Here is a 23,175-nt window from a genome sequence, read left to right on the forward strand (position 1 = left end):
CTTATTTCCCACTCTGCTTGAAGTCACTGAAGAAGCTCTCGACATGGCTGGCGTCCAACTCATGGATCGTCGCGGGGTTCCAGTGCGGGGTTTTATCCTTGTCGATAATCAACGCGCGAACGCCTTCGATCAGGTCGCCGCGTTCGAACCACTGGCGATCCAGGTGCAATTCCAATGCGAAGCACTGCTCCAGCGACAAGCGCCGGCCACGGCGCAGCATCTGCAGGGTCACGGCCATTGCCAGCGGCGAGCGGGTCTGCATCAGGCTGGCGGTGCTGAGCGCCCATTCGTGGCTGTCAGCGACAGTGACTTGCTGCAGTTGCTCGACCATGCTCGGCACATCCGGCAACGCAAAGAAGTGGTCGATCGCCGGGCGCAGCGCGGCCAGCGGGGCGTCGGGCAATTGTTGTACCGCGAGCTTTGCCAATACGCCCTGCAGGTCCTTGAGCGGCGAATCCTGCCATTGCAGGTGGTCGAGCTTCTGATCGAGTTCGGCGAGTTTCGCGCTGTCGATACACCAGTCCGCCAGCCCGCAGTACAGCGCGTCGGCGGCGCGAATCTGCACGCCGGTGACCCCAAGGTAAACCCCCAGCTCGCCAGGGATGCGCGAGAGGAAATAGCTGCCACCTACGTCCGGGAAATAACCAATGGCCACTTCCGGCATCGCCAGGCGGCTGCGCTCGGTCACCACACGCAAGTCGGCGCCTTGCACCAGGCCCATGCCGCCGCCGAGGACAAAGCCGTCCATCAGGGCCAGCACGGGCTTGTGGTAATGGTGAATTGCCAGGTCGAGGGCGTATTCCTCGACGAAGAAGTCCTGGTGCAGGCTGTCGCCCTGCTTGAAGCTGTCGTAGAGAGAGCGAATGTCGCCACCGGCGCAGAACGCTTTTTCACCGGCACCGCGCAGGACCACGGCATACACCTGCGGATCGCTCTCCCAAGCCAGCAGTTGTGTGGTCAGGCTGCGGACCATCTCCAGAGTGATGGCATTCAAGCCAGCGGGGCGGTTGAGGGTGAGGTGGCCAATATGGTTACGGACTTCGGCCAGCACCTCGCCCTGAAGAATCCTGGTGTGGCTTGCTTCGGATGAAACCTGAGCAGTCATCACTAACTCCCTGCTTTTATTGTTCTTTATCAAGATGTTCGCGCACGAACTATCTCGCGATCGTACCAGTGCAAATTTGCCAAGTACAACCCGGAATCATGCAGGTCGTTTTTGCATTTATGCAGCGCTGCGGCCACCCAGCACTTCACCGATGCTGCGGCGCCGGGCATGCCCTTCAGCCGCGTGTATCAGTTGCTCCAACTCCGTCGGCTCCACATCAAAGAACCGCTCCATCTCGGCCAGGGCCAGTTTCAGATCGGCTGCCGTGATGGCGGCATCTGTCACCGGCGCTGTGCTGCCCAGGACCACGGCGGGCGATTCGAGCGCGCCTTTGGGGTAACGCGTGCGTGTCACGTTGTTATAGGCCAGCGCACCGGCCAGCAGCGCGCCAGCCCCGAGCATCACCGGCCCCACTTCCTGCCAACCCAGGGCGATAGAGGCCGGATCGGCGAGCACCAGCGTCATGGCCAAGCCACCGGCGGGCGGGTGCAGGCAGCGCAGCCAGCAAATCAACACGACGGTCATGCCCGCAGCCAGGCATGCGCTGCCCAGCGTGCGGCCAAGCACCCGCGCCACCAGCAGAGCCACAACGGCAGCGCACAAGTAGCTGCCGATAATCGACCAGGGCTGTGCCAACGCACCGGAGGACACGGCAAACAGCAAAACCGCCGATGCCCCCAGCGGGCCGAGCAGGTGCAAGGCGACTTCCATACCGAATACCTGGGCACACACCCAGACACTCAATAGCGTGCCCAAGGCCATGCCAATGGCGGCGCGGCTCCATTCGACGGGGCGGGTATTGATTGCAGCGGGTAACCAGCGAGCGAGCATCGACACGATCCATAAAGCAGCAGACGAAAAAAAAGGCTCGCCTGGTTGCCCGGATAAGCCCTTTGAACGTTCCAACATTTGGGGGAGGAACCTGTGCAGTGTGCCGAGCTTGATGCTATGGCGCCAATGCATATTAATGAGGGTTAAATGCAAAAATAATGCAGTTAGTGACCCTCGTCATAGGTGATGCGATGCGTCGGTTGCGGCAGCGGCGTGCTGATGCGTCCGAGCACGCGGCTATCAGCCTCTTCGTTGAACAGCTGCCTTTGCAGGTTCTCCCGCAAGGCAGGGTCGTCGGCCAAAGGCCCCTTCAATGCCACCAAGGCATCGCGCAACGCCATCAAGCGATCCAGCCTCGGCGCAGGGATAAGCAACAGGTCTTCTGGCACGGCATTGCCCTTTTGATCAAGCAGGTCTGTGTGCGTGGAAGGCTGACGGCGCCCGGTAGTAGATAGTTAACGCACATGACAAAGGAGTCTACATTTGGGTTCCGGGCATCGAAAGGCAAAGTGCGCCAGCGTTTACGCATAGCCATGTAGGGGCTTTCCGGGCAGTCATAACGAAAAACGCCCACTCTTGAAGGAGTGGGCGCTGTTTCCGTCAGACCACTGTCAGCGTAATTACGGCGCGCTGACTTTCTCTAGATGGAGCAACACATACGGGTCTTTGTCGAACTCCCCGGTGAGTGTCGGGGTGATCGAACGCAAGCGCGGATCCTGCAGATTTTCGAAGTCTTTCGTGCTCATTACCAGCCATGCCGGACCTTGCAGTGGCGCCAGGTCTGCAGCCGACTGGGTAAACAGCGGCACCTTATCGCAGTTGAAGTTGACCATGAACTTGATGGCTTTTGCATCTTTGCCCAAGCCATGCAGCACCACGGGGGCCGGTTGCTGCATGATCTGTTCTTTGACGCCAAGGCTGAATTTGCGGGTGTCGTAAAGCGTACGCTCCAATGGCTCGACCACCACAATGTAGGTCGACCACAGCGCCAGCACCGCCGCGAGTGCCGACCCCAGCGGGCGTAGACGCGCCTTGAGCAGTGACAGCAGCGACACGACCTGAAGCACGCCAAGCACGCCGAAGACCACGCCCAGGTTGTCCAGCTGTGCCGGGTAACGCTTGCGCGCCACCACCAGCCCGATCACCAGCAGCGCTGGCAGCAGCGTCCAGATGCCCAGCATCAAGCCGCGCAGCCAGGCGAACAGCCGCCCCTGGGTGACCTGGAACGGGTAGGCCGCAATGATCGCCGCCATGGGCAGCATCGGCAGGATGTAACGTGCCTTCTTCGCCTGAGGGACCGACAGGCCGAGCATCACCAGCAAACCTGCCGCCGCGCAATACAGCACCAGTTTCAGTGCCGGGTCGGGTGACCGACGACCGCCGATGGCGATTGCCAGGAGCACCAGCAACGCCAGCGGATAAGCCAGCGCGTAGTTGCCCATGGAACTGGTGAAGTAATACAAAACCCCGCTGGAACCTTCGGTGCCGTCCATACGCCCCAGGAACTGCATGCGGATCACGTCCTGCATGAAGTCCTCGCCACCACTGAGCTTGGCCAGCAGCAACAACAGGCCGACACACGCCGCCAGCACTGCCAGCGCGATAAAGCCGAAGGTGAACAGTTGGCGCCATTGGCGGTTGATCAGGTAATAGCTGCACAGCACGCCAGTGGGGATCACCAGGCCGATTGGCCCACGCACCGCAAAGCCCAGGATCAGCAGCAAAAACAGCCAATGCAAGCGTTTGGCTGCCCCGAAGTGGTCATGGGCATAGCCCAGATAGAACACGGTCAAGGCGATGGCCGCGAGCATCTGGTCCAGCGACACCGCGCGGGTTTCGCTGATGAAGGTGCTGCTGAGCAGCAGCATCGCGATGCTGAGCAAACCCCAGCGCGTGGAGTAGGGCGCCGTAAGGCGATACACCAGCACCACGATCACCGCCGAGGCGATGGAGGTGGGCAACCACGCGGTGAGGCTGCTGACCTCGCCAAACGGCAGGGACAACAGCCAGGTCAGCAGGGTCGAGGTCGCCAGGTAGTCCGCGTAAGGCTGGCCATAGGTGGTGGGGAAAAAACTCGGTCCATGGCGCAGCATTTCCTGGGCAAACACCACGAAACGCGAGTCAAAGCCGATGATTGCCTGGTGCCAGTTGCCGACAATAAACAGCACCAGCGCCAGGAGCCCGAGCCCCAGCGACTGATTGCGGATCGTTGCTGTAAGCAGCGGCGATTGAGCTTTGTTCACGTCTTTAGTCTTCCTTGGCTGGCGCTACCCAGTTTTGCTGTGGAATCGGCAGCTCGCAGGAGTCGCCACGGCCCATCGGGAAATATTTGAAGCCCTTGCGCGCCAGGCGCTCGCCGTCGTACAGGTTGCGACCGTCGAAGATCACCGGGTTTTTCAGGCGGGCGTGGATCAGTTCGAAATCCGGCGCCTTGAATTGCTGCCACTCGGTGCACACGATCAACGCATCGGCGCCGCTCAAGGCCGATTCCGGCGTGCCCAGCAGGGTCAGACGCGACTCGTCACCGTAGATGCGCTGGGTTTCCTGCATGGCTTCGGGGTCGAACGCACGGACATTGGCGCCGGCCGCCCACAGGGCTTCCATCAGCACGCGGCTTGGGGCATCGCGCATGTCATCGGTGTTGGGCTTGAAGGCCAGGCCCCACAAGGCGAAGGTCTTGCCTTGCAGTTCGCCTTTGAAATACGCATTGATACGCTCGAACAGCTTGCTCTTCTGGCGCTGGTTGATCGCTTCGACCGCTTCGAGCAGGTCGCTGGAGCAGTTGGCTTCCTTGGCGCTGTGGATCAGGGCGCGCATGTCTTTGGGGAAGCACGAACCGCCGTAGCCGCAGCCCGGGTAGATAAAGTGGTAGCCGATGCGTGAGTCGGCGCCAATGCCCAAACGCACGGCTTCGATGTCGGCGCCCAAGTGTTCGGCCAACTCGGCGATCTGGTTGATGAAGCTGATCTTGGTGGCCAGCATGCAGTTGGCGGCGTACTTGGTCAGTTCGGCGCTGCGCAGGTCCATGAAGATGATGCGGTCATGGTTGCGGTTGAACGGCGCGTACAAATCACGCATCACTTCGCGCACTTCTTCGCGTTCACAGCCGATGATGATGCGGTCCGGGCGGCGGCAGTCGGCAACGGCCGAGCCTTCCTTGAGGAATTCGGGGTTGGAGACGATATCGAACTCCAGGTGGCGACCGGCAATGTGCAGGTTTTTTTCGATATGGGCACGCAGGGTGTCGCCCGTACCGACCGGCACGGTGGATTTTTCCACCAGGATCACCGGTTCCACGCGATGGCGGGATACGGCATCGCCCACCGAAAGCACGTACTTGAGGTCGGCCGAGCCGTCTTCGTCCGACGGCGTGCCCACGGCGATAAACAGCACCTCACCGTGTTCTACGGCGAGTTTTTCATCATAGGTAAAGTGCAGGCGCCCGCTTTCCAGGTTTTCCTTGACCATGGCCGCCAGGCCCGGCTCGAAGATGGTCACGTGGCCTTTTTGCAGCGACTCGACTTTGCTCTTGTCCACGTCCATGCAGATCACATCGTGACCGACTTCGGCCAATACGGTGGCCTGTACCAGACCGACGTAACCGCTACCAAATACACTGATTTTCATGGGGCATTCCTGGGGCTTGCAACGCTAGCACGACGAGAGTTAATAACCAGAACACCGAGAATGACCAAGGCCACCCCCAGGGTTTTTGAAAGCGAAAAATGTTCGTTGAACACCGGCAGGCTGGCCGCCAGCAGGTACACCAGCGCGTAGCTGATGCTTAGCAGCGAATAGGCGCGGCCCAGGGGCAAGTGCTTGAGCGCGCCGAGCCAGCACAGCATCGACAGCGCATAGGCGATGATCGCCAGGATCACCACGCCCAGGGCGCCAAGATCAATCGATTGACTGTTAAACGCATTGAGCCACTCAGTTGGCAACGGCAGGCGCGTCATGCTCCAGCGCATGCCCAATTGAGCAGCACTGACCAGGCCAACACTGCCCAAGGCCAGGGTAAACCCTTGCGTGCGGCTCATACGTGACGCCCTAGCAGCACAACGCCGCCAATCACCAGCGCTACACCCAGCCAATGACGGCCATCGATCTGCTCATGGAAGACAAACCGCGCCATCAGTGTCACCAGCACAAAATTGAGGCTGAGCATGGGGTAGGCGATGCCCACTTCCAGGCGCTGCAACACCAGCAGCCATACCAGCAGGCCAAGGCCCAGGCACACCAGCGCCGACCACAGCCACGGCGAGCGCAGTTTCGGCGCCCAACCGTCGGGCTGGTCACGCCAGCTTTCTACCGCAAACTTTTGCGAAACCTGGCCCATGCAGGTGAGCAGACAGGCGCTCAACAGGAGAAGCAAGGTGATCATTGCGCAGCCTGTGGGAAGATCAGGATGACGATATTGCCTTGCTCATAGCGCTTGCCGTCTTGGGGCAGCAGGTTCACTTCGGCCACTTCATCGTCGCCCTTGACCCGCATGACGACGCCAACCGAGCCTTTTTTACGCGCCTCGCTCATCCATTGCTGGACGTCGGCGGTGCCGATCTTGCGATAGGCAGTGTCTGGATAGGCAATGCCGTACTTCACTTCACCGACCGTGTTGTACAGCGCAACCTCCGGGCGGCCCAGGCGCCACGACAGCGCCGAGGCAGCGCCAAGGTCATTGCTGAGCAGTGCCGCGGTGGGTTGCAGTTCGGGCAAATGGTCGATGATGAACTGGTCCGGGGTCTTGTTATAAACCACCGAATGCGGAAGGGCAGCCGGCACCAGGGCCACCAGCAACCAACTGCCGATGGCCGGCGCAGCCCATAGCTTCAATGGGCGTGCAGCTTGCAGCAGGTTGACCACGATCCAGCCGAACAGGAACGTAAACACCAGCACCAGGCTGAAAGTCTCCTGACCCGGCTCATACACCGGTTTTTTCAATTGGAACCAACTGATGGCCAGCAACGCCACGATTCCGATAGCCAGGTTCAACCAGCCGTTGATGCGCAAGGCGCGGCCATGGCCCTTGGCCAACTTGTCGCTGAGCGTCGACCCCATCAGCAGGGCCAAGGGCAGCAGGCACGGCATGACATAGGACGGCAGCTTGCCTTTGGCCAAACTGAAGAACGCCAGAGGCATCAACAGCCACAGCAGCAGGAACGCGGTCTTGGGCAGGCGCTTTTCCAGCCAGGCCTGTTTGACCGTGGACGGCAGCAGGGCGATCCATGGCAACGAGAACGCAACCATCAGCGGCAGGTAGAACCAGAACGGCTCGGCATGCTGGGCGTCATCGCCGGCAAAGCGTTGGATGTGCTCATGCCAGAAGAAGAAGTTCCAGTAGTCCGGCTCTTGCAGGTGCACGGCGAGTGCCCACGGCAGGCTGACGATAATTGCGACGGCCACAGCGACCACACCATAGCCAAGCAATTCACGAAAGCGTTTCTGCCAAATAGCGTAGGGCAGGGCGATCAACACTGGCAGCAGCCAGGCAAGAAACCCTTTGGTCATGAAGCCCATGCCGCAGGCAAAGCCGAGCAAGGCCCAAGACCCCAAGCGGCCGTTGCGCGTGGTGCTGTCGAAGCAGAACCACAGCGCAACGCCGGTGAGGTTGACCCAGAAGGTGAACTGCGGGTCCAGGTTGGCGTAACCACCAAGCAGCGCCACGCTGACAAAGCTCATGTACAGCACGCTGCTGACCAGGCTTTTTTGCGGGTTGTTCCACAGCCGGCGCGAGACCAGATAGACCAGCAGGATGCTCAGCCCGGTGCTCAAGGCCGACGCAAAGCGCACGCCGAACAGGTTCTGCCCGAAAATCGCCTGGCCCAGCGCGATCATCCAGTAGCCGGCAGCGGGTTTTTCGAAGTAACGGATACCCATGAAGTGCGGCGAGGCCCATTTGCCGGTCAGCAGCATTTCCTGGCTGATCTGCGCGTAACGGGTTTCATCCGGGATCCACAGGCCATGGCTGGCCAGTGGCAACAGGTAGAACACAGCAAACGCCAACAGGAGCAGGGGCAATGCCCAGCGCCGGATCATGCCTGCTGTACTCCGAGCCAACCCTCGCGGCCGCTGAGCGCGCCGCGTACCAGCTGTTGCTGGGGCAGGGTGGTCACATCCGCGGGCAACAGGTCGCCCAAGGGTTTGAAGTCAATGCCGCGCTGCCCGGCCTGGGCGAGCAGTTGGCGAAAATCTTCAGCCATCAGAATCCCTTCTACTTCTGCGTGGATCGTATAGACGTTCAGCTTCGACTCGGCGAACCGGTCAAGAATGAAGCCGTTGAAATCTTTGGCAGCCACCACCGGCCCGACGACTTCGTCGAAGGTCGGCAGGTCTACCGGAATTTGTGGGGTGCCCGCACTGCCATCGGCCAGGGTTGGTCGAAACAGGCTGGTGCCCCGGCAATCACTGTTGTAGCGAAAGTTGAAACCTTGCTTGGCTTGCACCACGCGCTCATCGGCACGCCAGCCGGCGGCTGCGGAACAGTCGATGCGCTCACCCAGGATGTCGCTCAGGGTGTCCACGCCTCGACGGATCTGCTCGACCAGCTGTGCGTCGCTCCAGCGCCCGGTGTTGGCTTGCCAGCCGTGATGGTCCCATGCGTGCAGGCCGACTTCATGGCCGGCGGCCTTGGCCTGGCGCATCAAGTGCCCCAGGTCACGGCCGATCGGCTTGCCTGGCCAGGCGGTGCCGGCCAGCAAGATGTCCCAGCCATAGAGGCCGGCAGCATTGGAACGCAGCATCTTCCACAGAAATTGCGGGCGGATAAGGCGCCACAAGTGGCGCCCCATGTTGTCCGGCCCGACGCTGAAGAAGAACGTCGCTTTTACCCCGGCTTCATCCAGGGATTCGAGCAACCGCGGCACGCCCTCACGGGTGCCACGGTAGGTGTCGACGTCGATTCGCAAGCCTGCCTGCATTACTTCTTGTCCGCGATTTCGAGCATGGCTTCTTTGAGGAAGAAGTCCAACGTGTTGCCGATGGTTTCGCTCATCTCAACGGTTGGCTCCCAGTTCAACAGGCGCTTGGCGTTTTCGATGCTTGGCTTGCGGTGCGCCACGTCCTGGTAACCGGTACCGTAGAACGCCTTGCTTTCTACGTCGCGGAAACCGGCGAACGGAGGGAAGTTGCTGCGCAGCGGGTGAGCTTCGAACTGACGCAGCAGTTCTTCGCCCAGCTGACGGATGCTGGCTTCGTTTTCCGGGTTGCCGATGTTGATGATCTGGCCGTTGCAGATATCGTTGTCGTTATCAATGATGCGTGCCAGTGCTTCGATGCCGTCGGCGATGTCGGTGAAGCAACGCTTCTGCTCACCACCGTCGAACAGGCGGATCGGGGTACCTTCCACCAGGTTCAGGATCAGCTGGGTGATGGCACGGGAGCTGCCGATACGTGCCGAGTCCAGACGGTCAAGGCGCGGGCCCATCCAGTTGAACGGACGGAACAGGGTGAAGTTCAGGCCCTTGTCGCCGTAAGCCCAGATCACGCGGTCCAGCAGTTGCTTGGAGACCGAGTAGATCCAGCGCTGCTTGTTGACCGGGCCAACCACCAGATTGGAGGTGTCTTCGTCGAAGTACTGGTCCTGGCACATGCCATAGACTTCGGAGGTCGACGGGAAGATCACGCGCTTGTTGTACTTGACGCAGTAGCGAACCAGTTTCAGGTTCTCTTCGAAGTCGAGTTCGAATACGCGCAGCGGGTTACGGGTGTATTCGATTGGCGTAGCGATGGCCACCAGCGGCAGGACCACGTCGCACTTCTTGATGTGGTACTCGATCCACTCGGAGTGGATGCTGATGTCGCCTTCCACGTAGTGGAAGTTCGGGTGGCTGCGCAGGCGCTCAATGGCGTCGGAACCGATGTCCAGGCCGTAGATTTCATAACGGTCGTCACGCAGCAGGCGCTCGGACAGGTGGTTACCGATAAAGCCGTTCACACCCAGGATCAGTACACGAGTGCGACGTGGCTTGCGGCCGGACTCGGCGCCGCGCAGCACGGAACCGTCGACCAGGCCCAGTTCGTCAGCCAGGGAAGGGCCGGCCAGGTACAGGCCGTTTTCGTTGCGCTGGCCGAACTTGACCACCAGGGAATCTTCACCGCAGGCGATGCGCAGCGGGTTGACGCTGATCACACGGCCTGGCGCCAGGCCTTCGTTGCCCTTGACCACTTCAGCTTGCCAAACGATAAGTTTGTGCTCGCCGACAGCGCAGAATGCGCCTGGGTACGGTTGGGTCACGGCACGAACCAGGTTGAACAGCTCTTCAGCCGGTTTTTTCCAGTCCAGCTTGCCGTCAGCGGCAGTGCGGCGACCGAAGTAGGTGGCCTGGCTTTCGTTCTGGGCCGTTTCGGCCAATTTGCCTTGGGCCAGCTGTGGCAGGGCATCACGCAGCAAGTTGGTGGCCGCATCACGCAGTTTGGCGTGCAGGGTCAGGCCGGTGTCGGTGCGGTCGATAATGACTTTTTGCTGGGCCAGGATCGCGCCGGCATCGGCACGCTTGACCATGCGGTGCAGGGTGACGCCGGTTTCGGTTTCACCGTTGACCAGCACCCAGTTGGCCGGAGCGCGGCCACGGTATTTAGGCAGCAAGGAACCGTGCAGGTTGAACGCGCCTTTTTTGGCAGTGGCCAGCAGGGCTTCGCTCAGCAGGTTGCGGTAGTAGAACGAGAAGATGAAATCCGGGTTCAGCTTGGCAATACGCTCAATCCACAGCGGGTGGTTGGCGTCTTCCGGAGCATGTACCGGGATGCCGTTGCGGGCGCAGAGTTGGGCGACGGAGCCGTAGAAATTGTTTTCCTTGGGGTCGTCGGCATGGGTGAACACGGCAGCAATGTCGTAGCCGGCGGTCAGCAGGGCTTCAATACCTGCACAGCCAATATCGTGGTAAGCGAAGACAACAGCTTTTGAATTCATGACGAAACCTGATCGGAAGGAGAAGTAGGAGAGTGGGAAGTTGTAAGGCCGTCGACCACGACGACCGGAGCCGGCTCTGCGGGTTGGTTACGCAGCACCTTTTCAATAAAGAACCGTGGACGGGCACGCACGTCACTGTACATGCGGCCCAGGTATTCACCCAAGAGGCCCATGCCGATGAATTGGCCGCCGGTGAACACAAACAGCACCGCGAACAGCACGAACATGCCTGAACCGGCCCATTCGGCGCCGAAGACCAAGCGCAGGAACACCAGCGCAAAGGCAAACAGCATGCCCAGTGCCGCGAGGCTGAAGCCGACGATGCTCAGCAGACGCAGCGGGGTGGTGGTCATGCAGGTCAGCAGGTCGAACATCAGGCTGATCAGGCGCATGGCGCTGTATTTGGACTCGCCATGCTCACGCTCGGCGTGGTGCACCAGGATCTCGGTGGTGTGCCGGGCAAAGCCGTTGGCCAGAATCGGAATAAAGGTGCTGCGCTCGCGGCAGGCGAGCATGGCGTCGACGATGGTGCGTCGGTAAGCACGCAACATGCAGCCGTAATCGGTCATGGCCACGCCGGTGGAGCGTTGCACGGCCAGGTTGATCAGGCGCGAAGGCCAGCGGCGGAAGGCCGAATCCTGACGGTTGTTACGCACAGTGGCGACGACGTCGTAGCCCAGGGCGGCTTGCTCGACCAGCCGCGGGATTTCTTCGGGCGGGTTCTGCAGGTCGGCGTCAAGAGTGATGACCACCTCGCCACGGCACTGCTCGAAGCCGGCCATGATCGCGGCATGCTGGCCATAGTTGCGGTTGAGGATCACCGCCACCACGTTGCTGCCGTCTTCTGCGGCAGCGTCTTCCAGCAATTGGGCCGAGTTGTCGCGGCTACCGTCATCCACCAGGATGATTTCGTATTCGTAAGCCAATTGCTTGCAAGCTGCAGTCGTGCGACGCAGCAATTCAGGCAGGCTCTCTTGTTCGTTGTAGACCGGGATAACGATCGACACGCAATGAATAGGGTAGGGTTTCAAAGATTCATGACCTCGGGGCTAGAACAATTGGAGCGTGAAAACAGCAGTAATCAGTCGGCAACAACGCCGGCCGATTAAATGTAGCGTGGGTGTGCGGCATTCGTTCGACTTTCCTGAGGACGGGCAACGGTTTCTTCCATGGGCTAGCAGAGTAAAGACGAAAACTATGAAAGGTAAAGCGTAATCAACAGGTTAGTCGGGGAAGACGCGGTTCGTTCTCAAGTCCTGCGGTCAAGATTAAGCGGAAAATTGTTGAACGAATATGAAAGGCGGATGAAAAACTCGTTTATTTGACAGGTAGACAGGTAGGGTTCAGCTAAACCGCTGAAGCGCCTGGGGATTGGTTCTGCAGGCAAAACCGCGACGGATTCTGCACCGCTGCGCAGGCGCGCAAGGTAATTCAACAAACTTCTCTGCAATGGCCCTCAAGTGCCGGTAAAGTAAGCCATCTCTTGCCAGGGTACTCGGATGAATAGTGTGCGGATTTTGCACGGCCAGTTGCGGCCTGCATTGATGGGCTTGTTGATGGTAGTGGCCTGTGTCACCACCGTTCGAGCCGACGATGGCGTGGCGCTGACCAGCATCGAGCAGGTGCCGGACGGCGTGGAAGTGCGCGGCAAACAGGTCGCGGCCTATACCTGGGACGACCACCAAGGCAAGAACTTGCTGGTACTCGCCGAGCAAGTCAGCGAGCGTGATGACGACGGTACCCAGTCGGCATTTGTCTACGCGGCCCAGTATTTGCTCGGCGGCGACCGCCCCAAGCGTGTCTGGATGCTCTATGACGATGTGCAGCATTGCGAATTCGATGCAGGGCTGCGTTTTGACAGGGCGGCAACCAAGGTCACTGATCTTGCCGGCGATGGCATTACCCAGGCCACGGTGGGCTACTCGCGCACCTGCACCAGCGATGTCAGCCCGCGTGAGTTCAAGCTGATCATGCATGTCGGCAAGTCCCAGAAGTACCGCCTGCGCGGTGTCGATCGCGTCGGCGCAAGCTGGTGGGACGAGGATGCCGGTGCCCTGCGGGGTATGCCGCTGCCTACTGACTGCAGCGTTGCCGCACAGCAGGCACTGGTCAGCCAGTACAAGGAGCAGGGCACCGAGTTGCCGCTGCCGGGCTGTTATGGCGATGAAAGCGACTTTGCCAAAGCGCCGGACAGCTACCTGGCGTTCATGCGTCAGCACTGGTTTGCACTGATGCACAAACAGGACGCCGACTGGAGTCAATCCCAGGCGCAACCTCAGGCTGAAAGCCCGACCGAGGACGACGAATCGGCGCCGTGATGTTGTGCCGTGATTTGGTGCCAAGCCCGGTCCTGGGTTAGACTCGGCCTTCGCCAATTCACTAAATACCTCGATTAAACAAAGGCTTGAATGAGGTATTTAATCCAAAGGCTGATCTACCTTGACTGAGTCTATCCGCAACCCACTGACCCTTTACCTCACCCGCTTGGCGCCCTCCAGCCAACTGACCATGCGCTACGTGCTGCAAGATGCCGCCGACCGCCTGGGCTATGAAGATATCAACCTGGAAGAGATCGACTGGCACCTGCTGCAACCCGAACAGGTGATTGCCCTGGTCGGCGCATTGCGCGAGGACGGCTGCGCGCCGAACACTTCTTCGCTGTATGTGAATGCGGTACGCGGGGTGATGAACGAGGCCTGGCGAATGAGCCTGATCAGCCAGGACCACCTGTTGAAGATGCGCTCGGTCAAGGCCACGCCGGGCACACGCCTCAGCCAGGGCCGTAACCTGCGCCGCACCCTGATCCGCGAAATGATGGAAGTCTGTGCCGCCGACCCACGCCCTCAAGGCCTGCGGGATGCCGCCGTGATCGGCATTTTGTATGGTTCAGGCATGCGCAAGTCGGAGTCGGTCAACCTGGATCTGGCGCAGATCAACTTCGATGAACGCAGCTTGCGTGTGATTGGCAAAGGCAACAAAGAACTGATCAAGTACGCCCCAGCCTGGGCGTTTGACAAGTTGCAGGCCTGGCTGGCGTTTCGTCGCGAGCAGCTCAAGGAAGGCGAGCAGGACGATAGCTTCCTGTTCAATCGTATTCGCCGTGGCAGCCATATCACCCGTGAACGCATCACCAAGCACGCGATTTACTACATCGCCCGTCAACGCGGTGAGCAGGTGGGCGTGAAGATCATGCCCCATGACTTCCGACGCTCGTTCATCACGCGGGTGATTGAAGAACACGACCTGTCGATTGCGCAGAAACTGGCGCATCACACCAATATCCAGACCACCGCCAGTTATGACGTGCGCGATGACAATGAGCGGCGCCGGGCGGTGGACAGGTTTGATTTGTAGCTTCCAGGTCAGACACTGATTAAAACTGTGGGAGCGAGCTTGCTCGCGATTGCGGTGTGTCAGTGACAGATTGACTGCCTGATACACCGCAATCGCGGGCAAGCCCACACATTAGGGCTATGTGAGGTTTAGAGAATCGGTTTGCCGCCAGTGACCGCGTACCGCGAGCCGGAGATATAGCTGGCTTCGTCCGAGGCCAGCAGCACATAGATCGGTGCCACCTCTACAGGCTGGCCTGGCCGCCCGAGCGGTGTTTCGCTGCCAAAGCTCTGCACATCCTTGTCGGGCATGGTCGCTACAATCAGCGGCGTCCAGATCGGCCCTGGTGCCACGCTGTTGACGCGAATACCCTTGTCACCCAGCAACTGCGCCAGACCACCGGTGAAGTTGGCAATCGCGCCTTTGGTGGCGGCGTAGGCCAACAGGGTTGGCTTGGGCATATCGGAATTAACCGAACTGGTGTTGATGATCGAGCTGCCGGCTTTCATATGCGGCAGGGCCGCCTTGCAGATTCGAAACATTGCGGTGATGTTGATATCGAAGGTCTTGACCCATTCTTCATCCTCGATCTCTTCGAGGGTTTCGTGGGTCATCTGGAACGCGGCGTTGTTGACCAGCACATCGATGCGGCCAAACTGCTCGACGGTCTTGTCCACCAGCGCCTGGCAGTTGGTTTTTTGCGCGATATCGCCCGGCAACAACAGGCATTGACGGCCCGCTTCTTCGACCCAGCGTGCGGTTTCCTGGGCGTCTTCATGCTCATCCAGGTACGCGATGGCTACGTCGGCGCCCTCACGGGCAAAGGCGATCGCCACCGCGCGGCCAATACCGCTGTCGGCGCCGGTGATCAGGGCGATCTTGTTGGCCAACCGGCCGGAGCCTTTGTAGCTCTTCTCGCCGCAGTCGGGGTACGGGTCCATTTTCTTCTGGGTGCCGGGTACGGACTGGGCTTGAGGCGCGAAGGGTGGGCGAGGGTAGTCGGTCATGTCTAACTCCATAGAACGTCAAAGGTGCTATGGAGTTAGGTGTTTTGCCGCCCGCGATAGTTGTAATGGATGGGCCACGCCCCCGACGAATGGCGTCAATCACGCGCCAGGTGAGCCGGCAAACGACGCAGGGTCCACAAGGTCACCAGCATCGCCGCCACCGCACACAGCGCGATGCCGACCAGCATGGGCGCAGGCGTATGGTCGGCAAACACGCCAACCAGCGTCATGGACACGGCCGCCGTGATCATCTGGATAGCACCGAGCAGTGCCGAGGCAGAACCTGCCACTGCGCCGTGATCTTCCATGGACAACACACCGGCGGCCGGCAATAACAGGCCGAGAAAACCGAAACCGATAAACAGCAGTGCCATCATCAAGGCGAGGTTGTCACTCCACAAGGTGGTGACGGCCAGCGCGCTCATAACCACCGCCACGCCGATCACCGACCCGCGAATCAGCGGCGCCAGGCCAAAACGCGCGCTCAGGCGTGCGGTCAGTTGGCTCATGGCGAAGAAGGACGCGGCGTTTACTGCAAAACACAGGCTGAATTGCGTAGGCGTCAGGCCGAAATACTCGATGTACACGAACGGCGCGCTGCCGATAAACACAAAGAACGTCGCCAAGCCAAACCCGCACACCACCGACAGGCCGGTGAATACCGGGTCGCGCAGCAAGGCGCCGTAGCTGCCGATCGCACTGCCCAGGGTCTTGCCCAGGCGGCGTTCGGCAGGATGGGTTTCGGGCAGTTGCACAAAGGTCATCACCAGGCACAACAGCGAAACCACTGCGAGCACCACGAACACTTCACGCCAGCTCCAGAGTGAAATCACCACGCTGCCGGCCAAGGGCGCGAGGATCGGCGAAACACTCATCACCAGCATCAGCAGGGCCATCAACCGTGCGGCTTCGTGGCTGGTGTACAGGTCACGCACCACCGCCCGTGGGATCACCATGCCGGCGCAGGCGCCAAAGGCTTGCAGGGCACGAAAACCAATCAGCACTTCAATCGTCGGCGCCAGCGCACAGCCGACGCTGGCCACCGCAAAAATCGCCAGGCCCGCGTAAATCGGCGGCTTGCGACCGTACACATCGCTGATCGGCCCGTAAAACAACTGGCACACGCCAATGATCATGAAGAATACCGTCAGGCTCATCTGCACGGCCGCCGGCGACGCCTGCAGGCTGGCACCCAGGGTGGGTAGCGCAGGCAGATAGCTGTCGATGGCGAAAGGGCCGATGGCGGTGATCAACCCGAGCAACAAGGCGAGGTGGGCAATACTTCGAGACATGGGGGTTCCGGGTCACAGCAAAAGATCGGCCAGCTTAGTGAGCTGTACCTGGGCACACAAGATGATGCTTACACAGACGCTACATTTTCCTGCGGCTTGACTGATCTTCATAAAATAAAGATTGAATAATCACACTTAATGTTATTTAAATAACAAAACAAGAGCGCTACGACCTGCCTGGTCGTGCCGCAACAAGGTGAGATAGCAATGGGCAAGATCGCAGTCATCGGCAGCAACATGGTGGATTTGATTACCTACATCGACCGCATGCCGGACCAGGGCGAAACCCTGGAAGCGCCGGGCTTTGCCCTGGGGTGTGGCGGCAAAGGCGCCAACCAGGCGGTGGCGGCGGCCAAGCTTGGGGCGCAGGTGCTGATGGTGAGCAAAGTCGGTGACGACATGTTTGCCGACAACACCCTGGCCAACTTCCAGCGTTTTGGTATCGACACCCGTTACGTGCAGCGTGTGCCGGGCGTCTCCAGCGGCGTGGCGCCGATTTTTGTGCGGGCCGATTCCCATAACAGCATTTTGATCGTCAAAGGCGCCAATGCGCATTTGTTGCCAGCGGACATCGAGACGGCCGCTGCCGACCTGCGTGAATGCACGCTGATCGTGCTGCAACTGGAGATCAACCTGGACACGGTCTACTACGCCATCGAATTTGCCCGTCGTCATGGCATTACGGTGCTGCTCAACCCGGCGCCGGCCCTGGCCGACTTGAGTGCCGAGCACTTGGCGCAGTTGGATTTCCTGATTCCCAACGAATCGGAACTGGCGTTGATCACCGGTCGCGTCGTGGACTCGCCGGACTCGGCCCGCAGCGCCGCGCGTACGTTGGTGGCCAGCGGCATTCGCCACGTGATCGTCACCCTCGGCGAGCACGGCGCGCTGTACGTGGGCGAGGAGGGCGAATTCCAGGTGCCCGGCCAGCGGGTGGTGGCCCGCGACACTACCGGCGCCGGTGATGCGTTTATCGGTTGTTTCATCCAGCACTGGAGCCGCGACGGCGCTATTCGCCAGGCCATGGAGCAGGCGGTGGCGTATTCCGCCTGTTCGGTCACAGCGCTGGGTACACAGACCTCCTATCCCGACGCCGAAGCGTTCGCCCGTTTCCAGCAACGGCGGTAAGACTCTCAACCCAGCCCGGAGAACAATAATGAACAAACCTGCGCTGCAACAGACACCCGATGGCTTCTATCTGAACCGCACGCCCTGGTTCGCGTTTATCCTGCTGTGCAGCATTTTTGCATTGTGGGCTGCAGCGGCGAGCATGAACGACGTGCTGATCGCGCACTTCAAGAAAGCCTTCCTGCTCAGCGATTTCCAAACCGCCTTTGTGCAGTCGGCGTTTTACCTGGGGTACTTTTTCGTGGCGATTCCGGCCGCGATGGTGGTGCGCCGCTTAAGCTACAAAAGCACCATTCTGATCGGCCTGTTGCTGTACATGCTGGGCTGCCTGTTGTTTTTTCCTGCGGCGTCCACCGCCAAGTACGGCATGTTCCTGCTGGCCCTGTTTGTGATTGCCGCCGGTCTGTCGTTCCTGGAAACAGCGTGCAATACCTATTCAACCCTGATGGGTCCACGGGAAACCGGGACGCGGCGCTTGAATATCTCGCAAACCTTTCACCCGTTCGGCGCCATGGCCGGGGTGTACGTGGGCAGCTTTGTGATGTTCAAGGACACCGATGCCACCACCGAGCAACTGACGCAGATGAGCGCCTCCGAGGCGGCGGTGCAGCAGTTGCAGATGATCCAGTCCACGCTGTTGCCCTACAAATGGATGATCGCCGTACTGGTGCTGATGTTCATCCTGATCGCCATTACCCGGTTTCCGGCCTGCAAGGGCAATAACCCCGTCGACAATAAATCCGGCAGCCTGCGCCAAAGCCTGGGCCGCCTGTGGCGCAACCCGCGTTTTACCTTTGGTGTACTCGCGCAGTTTCTGTATGTGGGTGCGCAAGTCGGCGTATGGAGTTTCACCATTCGCCTGGCCATGCAGATGGGCGGCATGAATGAGCGCAGCGCTTCATGGTTTTTGCTGACCACGTTTGCCGCCTACTTTGTCGGCAAGATGATCGCCAACCTGCTGATGCGCCGCCTGCACCCGGCCCGGGTATTGGCGATTTATGGCGTGCTGTGCATTGTGCTGCTGGCCTACACCATCCTGGTGCCGAACATTTCCGCGGTATATGCGGCAGTTGGCGTGAGCATTTTTCTCGGCCCGTGCTGGCCAACCATCTACGGCCTGACCATCGATGGCCTGGGTGAGGACACCGGTGTCGGCGGTTCATTACTGGTGATGAGCATTGTCGGTGGCGGGGTGATTCCGATCTTCCAGGGCCTGTTGTCTGACGCCAGCGGTGGCAACATGCAGTTGGCCTACAGTGTGCCGTTGCTGTGCTTTATCGTGATCGTGATGTATGCGCTCAAGTGCATGCGCCAGTCGGACAGCGTGCCGTCGGGTGCGGCGGCGGTGGCCTCATGAACACGCGTATCCCGTTGTATCCGGTGCTGTTCAGCGAGCAGGAAAAGGTCTTGCTACAGTCCGAAGACTTCAAGGTCAGCGCCTGGGTTTACCCGTCCGGCGTGCTGGCCGTGGGCCTGGAGAACAGCCGTGGACGCCTGGTGGTGTTGCCTTATCAAGGGCAGATGATCTGGTCGGCGGTGTTCGACGGCTGCGACCTGACCATGACCAACCTGTTCGAGCAGCCAAGGCCCAGCCCGACCGTCATTGATACTTATGGCTGCTTTATGTTTCACAGTGGCCTGCTGCGCAACGGTTGCCCGGCGCCGGATGACACCCATGCCTTGCACGGCGAAATGCCCTGCGCGCCCATGGACACAGCTTGGCTGGAAATAGGCGAGGGCGTTGTGAGCCTGGGTGGCACTTACCAATATGCCAAGGGCTTTGGCGATCGATACAGGGCAACCCCGAGCGTGACACTGCGCGCGGATTCAGCCCTGTTCGATATCGATATGGACGTCACCAACCTGGCCGGCAAGCCCATGGAACTGATGTACATGGCCCATATGAACTACGCCTATGTGGCCGGCGCGCGGTTTGTCGAGCCGCTGGGCATGCAGCGCCTGCGCCTGCGCACCAGCGTGCCGGACCACGTCAAGCCCACGCCTGACTGGAGCGCCTATATGGCGCAACTGGCCGAGCATCCGGCGCAGTTGGCGTGTCTCGACACACCGGCGTTGTACGCCCCTGAAATCGTGTTTTTCTTCGACGACGTGGGCACAGACGCCAGCGGCCATGCACATTTTCTGCTGGACCACCCGAATGGTGCGGCGTTTTACACCCGTTATCGCCCCAAGGAGTTCGAGCACGCCGCACGCTGGATCCTGCACTCACCGGACCAGCAAGTGGCGGCGTTCGTACTGCCGTCAACCTGTGAACCCGAAGGTTATAACGCCGAAAAAGCCAAAGGTCACGTGCGTGTGCTGGCGGCCGGGGCCAGCGCTTCGTTCAGCGTGACCACCGGCTACTTGAATGCGCGGGAGCGCCAAACGTTGCTGGGTTAAACCAGCAATTGCGCGCCGCTGGCCTGGATGGCTTCTTTGTACGCTTGGGGGATTTTCTTGTCGCTGACCACGTATTGAAAGTCTGCAAGGCTGGCAAAGTGCGCAGTGCGCACCGTATCGAACTTGCTGAAGTCCGCCAGCAGCACGCGCTGCTGGGCTTGGCGCAGGACCTTTTGCTTGACCTCGACTTCATTGAAGTTGAAGCAGGTCACGCCAAATTCCTGGCTGACGCCCGCCGCCGTCACAAAGGCCCACGTGAGGCGCACGCTGTCGAGAATGCTGCTTTCGGCGCTGCTTTCAAACACCTGGTTCTTGCGGTGAAAGGTGCCGCCGCACAGCACGATATGGCAGTTGGGCTTGTTCTGCAGCTTGAGCAACACGTTCAACGAGCTGCACACCGCGGTGAACTCCAACTCGTCGGGGATGAAATCAATCACAAACGGCGAGGTGGTACCGCAGTCAAAAAATACCGTGTCGCCGGGCTGTATCAACCGCGCAGCGAGTTTGCCGATGCGACGTTTTTCTTCGACGTGACGCGTGCCTTGGTCGGCGACCCGGTAATCACCGGCCTCACTGCCGACCCGTGTGATGTAGCCACCGAGCAGGCGCAAATGCTCGCTGAAGTGGCTGAGGTCGCGGCGCAGGGTCATCTCGGAAACATCCAGCAGCGCCGCCATTTCCCGCAGGTGAATGGCGCTCTGGTCCTGCAGGGCTTGCTGGATAAGCTTGAGTCGCTCGGCTTTTTTACTGTCCACGGGCATTCCAGGGCTTGATTGTTTGTGTTAACTAAGTAACATTAATTGTGAATATTGTAACGTTTAATGTGAGCGCCGCAACACGCGGCACACCACCATTGGCAACATACAGGCAAGGGCACGTTATATGAATACGCTTCAACCCGCAGCATTGGCCAAGTACATCGATCACACCTTGCTGGCCCCCGATGCCACCCGTGAACAGATTCGCACCTTGTGCGAAGAAGCACAGGCGCACGGCTTTTATTCCGTATGCCTGAACTCGGGGCAGGTGCCTTACGCCGCGTCCTGCCTGACCGACGATCGCGTGGTGATCTGTGCGGTGGTGGGCTTCCCGTTGGGCGCCGGCCTGAGCGACACCAAGGCCTTTGAAGCCGAACGGGCGATAGCCGCCGGGGCAGGGGAGATCGACATGGTGCTCAATATCGGCTGGCTGAAGGACGGCCTGCTTGAGGCCGTGCGCGAAGACATAGCCTTGGTGCATAAAGCCTGCGGCGCCGTGCCATTGAAGGTGATCCTGGAAACCTGCCTGCTCAGCGACGAACAAAAGATCCAGGCCTGCGAAATCTGCCGGGATTTGGGCGTGGCGTTCGTCAAGACGTCCACCGGGTTCAGCCGCAGTGGTGCCACAGTTGAGGACGTGGCACTGATGCGCAAGACAGTAGGCGCTGGGGTTGGGGTCAAGGCCTCCGGTGGCGTGCGTGATTATCCGACGGCGGTGAAGATGATTGAGGCCGGGGCTACGCGTTTGGGCAGCAGTTCGGGGGTTGCAATTGTGGGTGGGGAAATGGCGGCGGTGGGCGGTTATTGAAACGCTGTTTATATAACTCAACTAAATAGACATTTAGTTGAGCTATAAAAAACCACCATAAAATCAAGGGAGCGGGCGATGATTCAACGTAAAGCAAGCGCACAAGACGTAATCAATGCGCTGGATCTCGAACCGCATCTCGAAGGCGGCTACTTTCGCAGAACCTATCAGGCGGACCATCTCGACTGGCTCGAAACCGCTGCAGGACCGCGTTACCTGATGACGTCGATCTACTATCTGCTGACCGAGCAATCAGCGGTGGGCCAGTTTCATTTCAATCAGTCTGACATCCTGCATTATTTCCACTTGGGCGACGCACTCGAATACAGCCTGATCCATGCGGACGGTTCATTGCAGACAGTCATCATGGGCAACGATGTTCTCGCAGGACAGTGTTTGCAATTGCACGTACCGGGTGGCATCTGGAAAGCATCACGATTGCTGGACGGGACAAACGGATTTGGATTGATCAGTGAAGCGGTTTCGCCAGGATTTGATTTTGCCGACATGGAAATGGGAAATCGCCAGAAGCTCACGACAGCGTTTCCACAGCATCGAGCGTTGATTGAAAAGCTGACGCGGGATGAGGATTGAGGGATGCGGATTCAATGGATTATCAGGTTGGAGGGAAAGCGTAGTCGGGAAAATGATGAAGTTCCGGTGAAGATTTATCCAGAACGTCCATATCAGAGGATTTTTTATGATTTTTCTGAATGACGATTAACGTAAAAAAGTCTAAAAACCTGTTATTTCTAACAGTACAAAAATAGAGTTGATTACCGAAGTATGGGGGTTGTTGGAACGCTGTATTTTCTACATAAGGAGAACTCCCATGCCCGATTACACGGAACAACAACTCTTAGATCTTCCTAAAGAAAAACTGATAAATCTGACATCACAGCAATTGAAAAAGCGAGACGAATTACTGCGCGAGCAGCTAGTATGGGAAACTCATCTCCGCGATCCGAGCACCATGGATGTGATTATATCGGCCTCACAGAAGTACGCCAAAGAATTAGAGGAGATGTACCAATCAGATGAGGACCTGAACTCTTCAGAAAACCTCGACCTGCCCGCAAAGCAATAGCCGCCACCTGATTGACAGTCAGGAAAATCAACATCCGCGCCGGTAACCGGCTAAGCCGGCTGATCTCAACCCAGACGGAAAACTCCAGAGATCACCAGAACTCTGGGGTTTTTCTTCGCGAGACGAATGCTAGAGATGTTATCTCACCTTGAGCCTCTGATTTCCCCAAAGCGTCTTTCACAGGCGCGGTCAATCAAACCTACAAACTGGATTCGCATTCTTGGTGATTGGAGTGGGGGGGGGGCTGTTACACCCCCACTTTAGTACGGAATCCCGTACCGGCCTGCAGTATCGTCGAGGCGAATTTGATCACTGCGTGGCGTCCCGCAGATGCATCTGGCAGGTCAACAATAAAGCCAATGCTTTCGGGTTTTCGCGCCTGTAAAGAACCCAGACCGAGACGCAGCGCTTACTGACATCGCAGCCGCCAAGCAACGCAGCAGTGAGCAATACGGCAGCATAGAGCTTCATGCAGATCTTCCTTGCGCACGGGTGGCGTTGGGACGAGTAAAGATCAAACC

Annotated in this window: 23 protein-coding genes; 8 read left to right on the forward strand and 15 right to left on the reverse strand. The window is 59.3% G+C overall.

The features are described 5' to 3' along the window. Nucleotide 1: 1 nt before the first annotated feature. From HX790_RS22870 to arnC, 11 genes are all read right to left on the reverse strand, one after another. Complete coding sequence (locus tag HX790_RS22870; RefSeq protein ID WP_170037419.1) at nt 2-1,105, reverse strand: enoyl-CoA hydratase/isomerase family protein; 1,104 nt, start codon at nt 1,103-1,105, stop codon at nt 2-4. Nucleotides 1,106-1,222: 117 nt separating this feature from the next. Further along, a complete protein-coding gene (locus tag HX790_RS22875; RefSeq protein ID WP_176992200.1) occupies nt 1,223-1,936 on the reverse strand; it encodes an HPP family protein in 714 nt (237 codons plus the stop codon). A 164-nt stretch (nt 1,937-2,100) separates the two neighbouring features. Continuing rightward, on the reverse strand, nt 2,101-2,289 hold the full coding sequence (locus HX790_RS22880; RefSeq protein WP_256349256.1) for a type VI secretion system contractile sheath small subunit: 189 nt from the start codon (nt 2,287-2,289) through the stop codon (nt 2,101-2,103). Nucleotides 2,290-2,556: 267 nt separating this feature from the next. Next, on the reverse strand, nt 2,557-4,179 hold the full coding sequence (locus tag HX790_RS22885; RefSeq protein ID WP_176992201.1) for a phospholipid carrier-dependent glycosyltransferase: 1,623 nt from the start codon (nt 4,177-4,179) through the stop codon (nt 2,557-2,559). 4 nt (nt 4,180-4,183) lie between these two features. Next, nucleotides 4,184-5,563, reverse strand: a complete 1,380-nt coding sequence (locus tag HX790_RS22890; protein ID WP_017135719.1) for a UDP-glucose/GDP-mannose dehydrogenase family protein — start codon at nt 5,561-5,563, stop codon at nt 4,184-4,186. Beyond that, nucleotides 5,560-5,973 (reverse strand): 4-amino-4-deoxy-L-arabinose-phosphoundecaprenol flippase subunit ArnF, encoded by a 414-nt coding sequence (gene arnF, locus HX790_RS22895; protein WP_176992202.1) that lies wholly within the window; start codon nt 5,971-5,973, stop codon nt 5,560-5,562. The genes HX790_RS22890 and arnF overlap by 4 nt, the downstream gene beginning before the upstream one ends. Then, complete coding sequence (gene arnE, locus HX790_RS22900) at nt 5,970-6,317, reverse strand: 4-amino-4-deoxy-L-arabinose-phosphoundecaprenol flippase subunit ArnE (RefSeq protein WP_017135717.1); 348 nt, start codon at nt 6,315-6,317, stop codon at nt 5,970-5,972. Before arnE ends, arnF begins: the two co-directional genes overlap by 4 nt. Beyond that, nucleotides 6,314-7,969 carry a lipid IV(A) 4-amino-4-deoxy-L-arabinosyltransferase gene (gene arnT, locus HX790_RS22905; protein ID WP_176992203.1) on the reverse strand — a complete coding sequence of 552 codons (1,656 nt, stop codon included), beginning with the start codon at nt 7,967-7,969 and terminating at the stop codon, nt 6,314-6,316. The genes arnE and arnT overlap by 4 nt, the downstream gene beginning before the upstream one ends. After that, on the reverse strand, nt 7,966-8,850 hold the full coding sequence (gene arnD / locus HX790_RS22910) for a 4-deoxy-4-formamido-L-arabinose-phosphoundecaprenol deformylase (protein WP_099549750.1): 885 nt from the start codon (nt 8,848-8,850) through the stop codon (nt 7,966-7,968). The genes arnT and arnD overlap by 4 nt, the downstream gene beginning before the upstream one ends. Beyond that, nucleotides 8,850-10,841 (reverse strand): bifunctional UDP-4-amino-4-deoxy-L-arabinose formyltransferase/UDP-glucuronic acid oxidase ArnA, encoded by a 1,992-nt coding sequence (gene arnA / locus HX790_RS22915; protein ID WP_017135715.1) that lies wholly within the window; start codon nt 10,839-10,841, stop codon nt 8,850-8,852. Before arnA ends, arnD begins: the two co-directional genes overlap by 1 nt. Continuing rightward, entirely contained in the window at nt 10,838-11,872 is a 1,035-nt protein-coding gene (gene arnC, locus HX790_RS22920; RefSeq protein ID WP_099549751.1) for an undecaprenyl-phosphate 4-deoxy-4-formamido-L-arabinose transferase, read from the reverse strand. Before arnC ends, arnA begins: the two co-directional genes overlap by 4 nt. A 468-nt stretch (nt 11,873-12,340) precedes the next feature. Here arnC and HX790_RS22925 point away from each other — a divergent pair, with 468 nt between their 5' ends. Further along, nucleotides 12,341-13,159, forward strand: a complete 819-nt coding sequence (locus tag HX790_RS22925; protein ID WP_017135713.1) for a M949_RS01915 family surface polysaccharide biosynthesis protein — start codon at nt 12,341-12,343, stop codon at nt 13,157-13,159. A gap of 121 nt (nt 13,160-13,280) precedes the next feature. Continuing rightward, on the forward strand, nt 13,281-14,195 hold the full coding sequence (xerC, locus tag HX790_RS22930) for a tyrosine recombinase XerC (protein ID WP_099549753.1): 915 nt from the start codon (nt 13,281-13,283) through the stop codon (nt 14,193-14,195). A 128-nt stretch (nt 14,196-14,323) separates the two neighbouring features. Here the strand turns inward: xerC and HX790_RS22935 are convergent, their stop codons facing one another. Next, nucleotides 14,324-15,181: an SDR family oxidoreductase gene (locus tag HX790_RS22935; protein WP_017135712.1), complete on the reverse strand. Its 858-nt coding sequence runs from the start codon at nt 15,179-15,181 to the stop codon at nt 14,324-14,326. A gap of 95 nt (nt 15,182-15,276) precedes the next feature. Then, complete coding sequence (locus tag HX790_RS22940; RefSeq protein WP_176992204.1) at nt 15,277-16,473, reverse strand: multidrug effflux MFS transporter; 1,197 nt, start codon at nt 16,471-16,473, stop codon at nt 15,277-15,279. Nucleotides 16,474-16,680: 207 nt separating this feature from the next. Between HX790_RS22940 and rbsK the strand changes: the two genes are divergently transcribed. From rbsK to HX790_RS22955, 3 genes are read left to right on the forward strand one after another with little or no spacing between them, the layout of a single operon-like run. Further along, nucleotides 16,681-17,601: a ribokinase gene (gene rbsK, locus HX790_RS22945; protein WP_176992205.1), complete on the forward strand. Its 921-nt coding sequence runs from the start codon at nt 16,681-16,683 to the stop codon at nt 17,599-17,601. A 28-nt stretch (nt 17,602-17,629) separates the two neighbouring features. Further along, nucleotides 17,630-18,958 (forward strand): L-fucose:H+ symporter permease, encoded by a 1,329-nt coding sequence (gene fucP / locus HX790_RS22950; protein ID WP_099549755.1) that lies wholly within the window; start codon nt 17,630-17,632, stop codon nt 18,956-18,958. Then, a complete protein-coding gene (locus HX790_RS22955; RefSeq protein WP_176992206.1) occupies nt 18,955-20,001 on the forward strand; it encodes an aldose 1-epimerase family protein in 1,047 nt (348 codons plus the stop codon). The genes fucP and HX790_RS22955 overlap by 4 nt, the downstream gene beginning before the upstream one ends. Here HX790_RS22955 and deoR read toward each other — a convergent pair. Next, nucleotides 19,998-20,756: a DNA-binding transcriptional repressor DeoR gene (deoR, locus tag HX790_RS22960; protein ID WP_017135707.1), complete on the reverse strand. Its 759-nt coding sequence runs from the start codon at nt 20,754-20,756 to the stop codon at nt 19,998-20,000. The two genes, HX790_RS22955 and deoR, sit on opposite strands and share 4 nt — an antisense overlap. Before the next feature lie 127 nt (nt 20,757-20,883). Between deoR and deoC the strand changes: the two genes are divergently transcribed. From deoC to HX790_RS22975, 3 genes are all read left to right on the forward strand, one after another. After that, nucleotides 20,884-21,567: a deoxyribose-phosphate aldolase gene (gene deoC / locus HX790_RS22965; RefSeq protein ID WP_176992207.1), complete on the forward strand. Its 684-nt coding sequence runs from the start codon at nt 20,884-20,886 to the stop codon at nt 21,565-21,567. A 78-nt stretch (nt 21,568-21,645) separates the two neighbouring features. Next, on the forward strand, nt 21,646-22,161 hold the full coding sequence (locus HX790_RS22970) for a cupin domain-containing protein (RefSeq protein WP_176992208.1): 516 nt from the start codon (nt 21,646-21,648) through the stop codon (nt 22,159-22,161). Between the two features lie 238 nt (nt 22,162-22,399). Then, complete coding sequence (locus tag HX790_RS22975) at nt 22,400-22,654, forward strand: hypothetical protein (RefSeq protein WP_176992209.1); 255 nt, start codon at nt 22,400-22,402, stop codon at nt 22,652-22,654. A 309-nt stretch (nt 22,655-22,963) separates the two neighbouring features. On the opposite strand, the gene HX790_RS22980 is transcribed toward HX790_RS22975, so the two are convergent. Then, complete coding sequence (locus HX790_RS22980) at nt 22,964-23,125, reverse strand: hypothetical protein (protein WP_176992210.1); 162 nt, start codon at nt 23,123-23,125, stop codon at nt 22,964-22,966. Nucleotides 23,126-23,175: the final 50 nt, after the last annotated feature.

Origin of the sequence: Pseudomonas sp. IPO3747 (genome assembly GCF_013385245.1) — a bacterium.
Lineage (GTDB): Bacteria > Pseudomonadota > Gammaproteobacteria > Pseudomonadales > Pseudomonadaceae > Aquipseudomonas > Aquipseudomonas edaphica.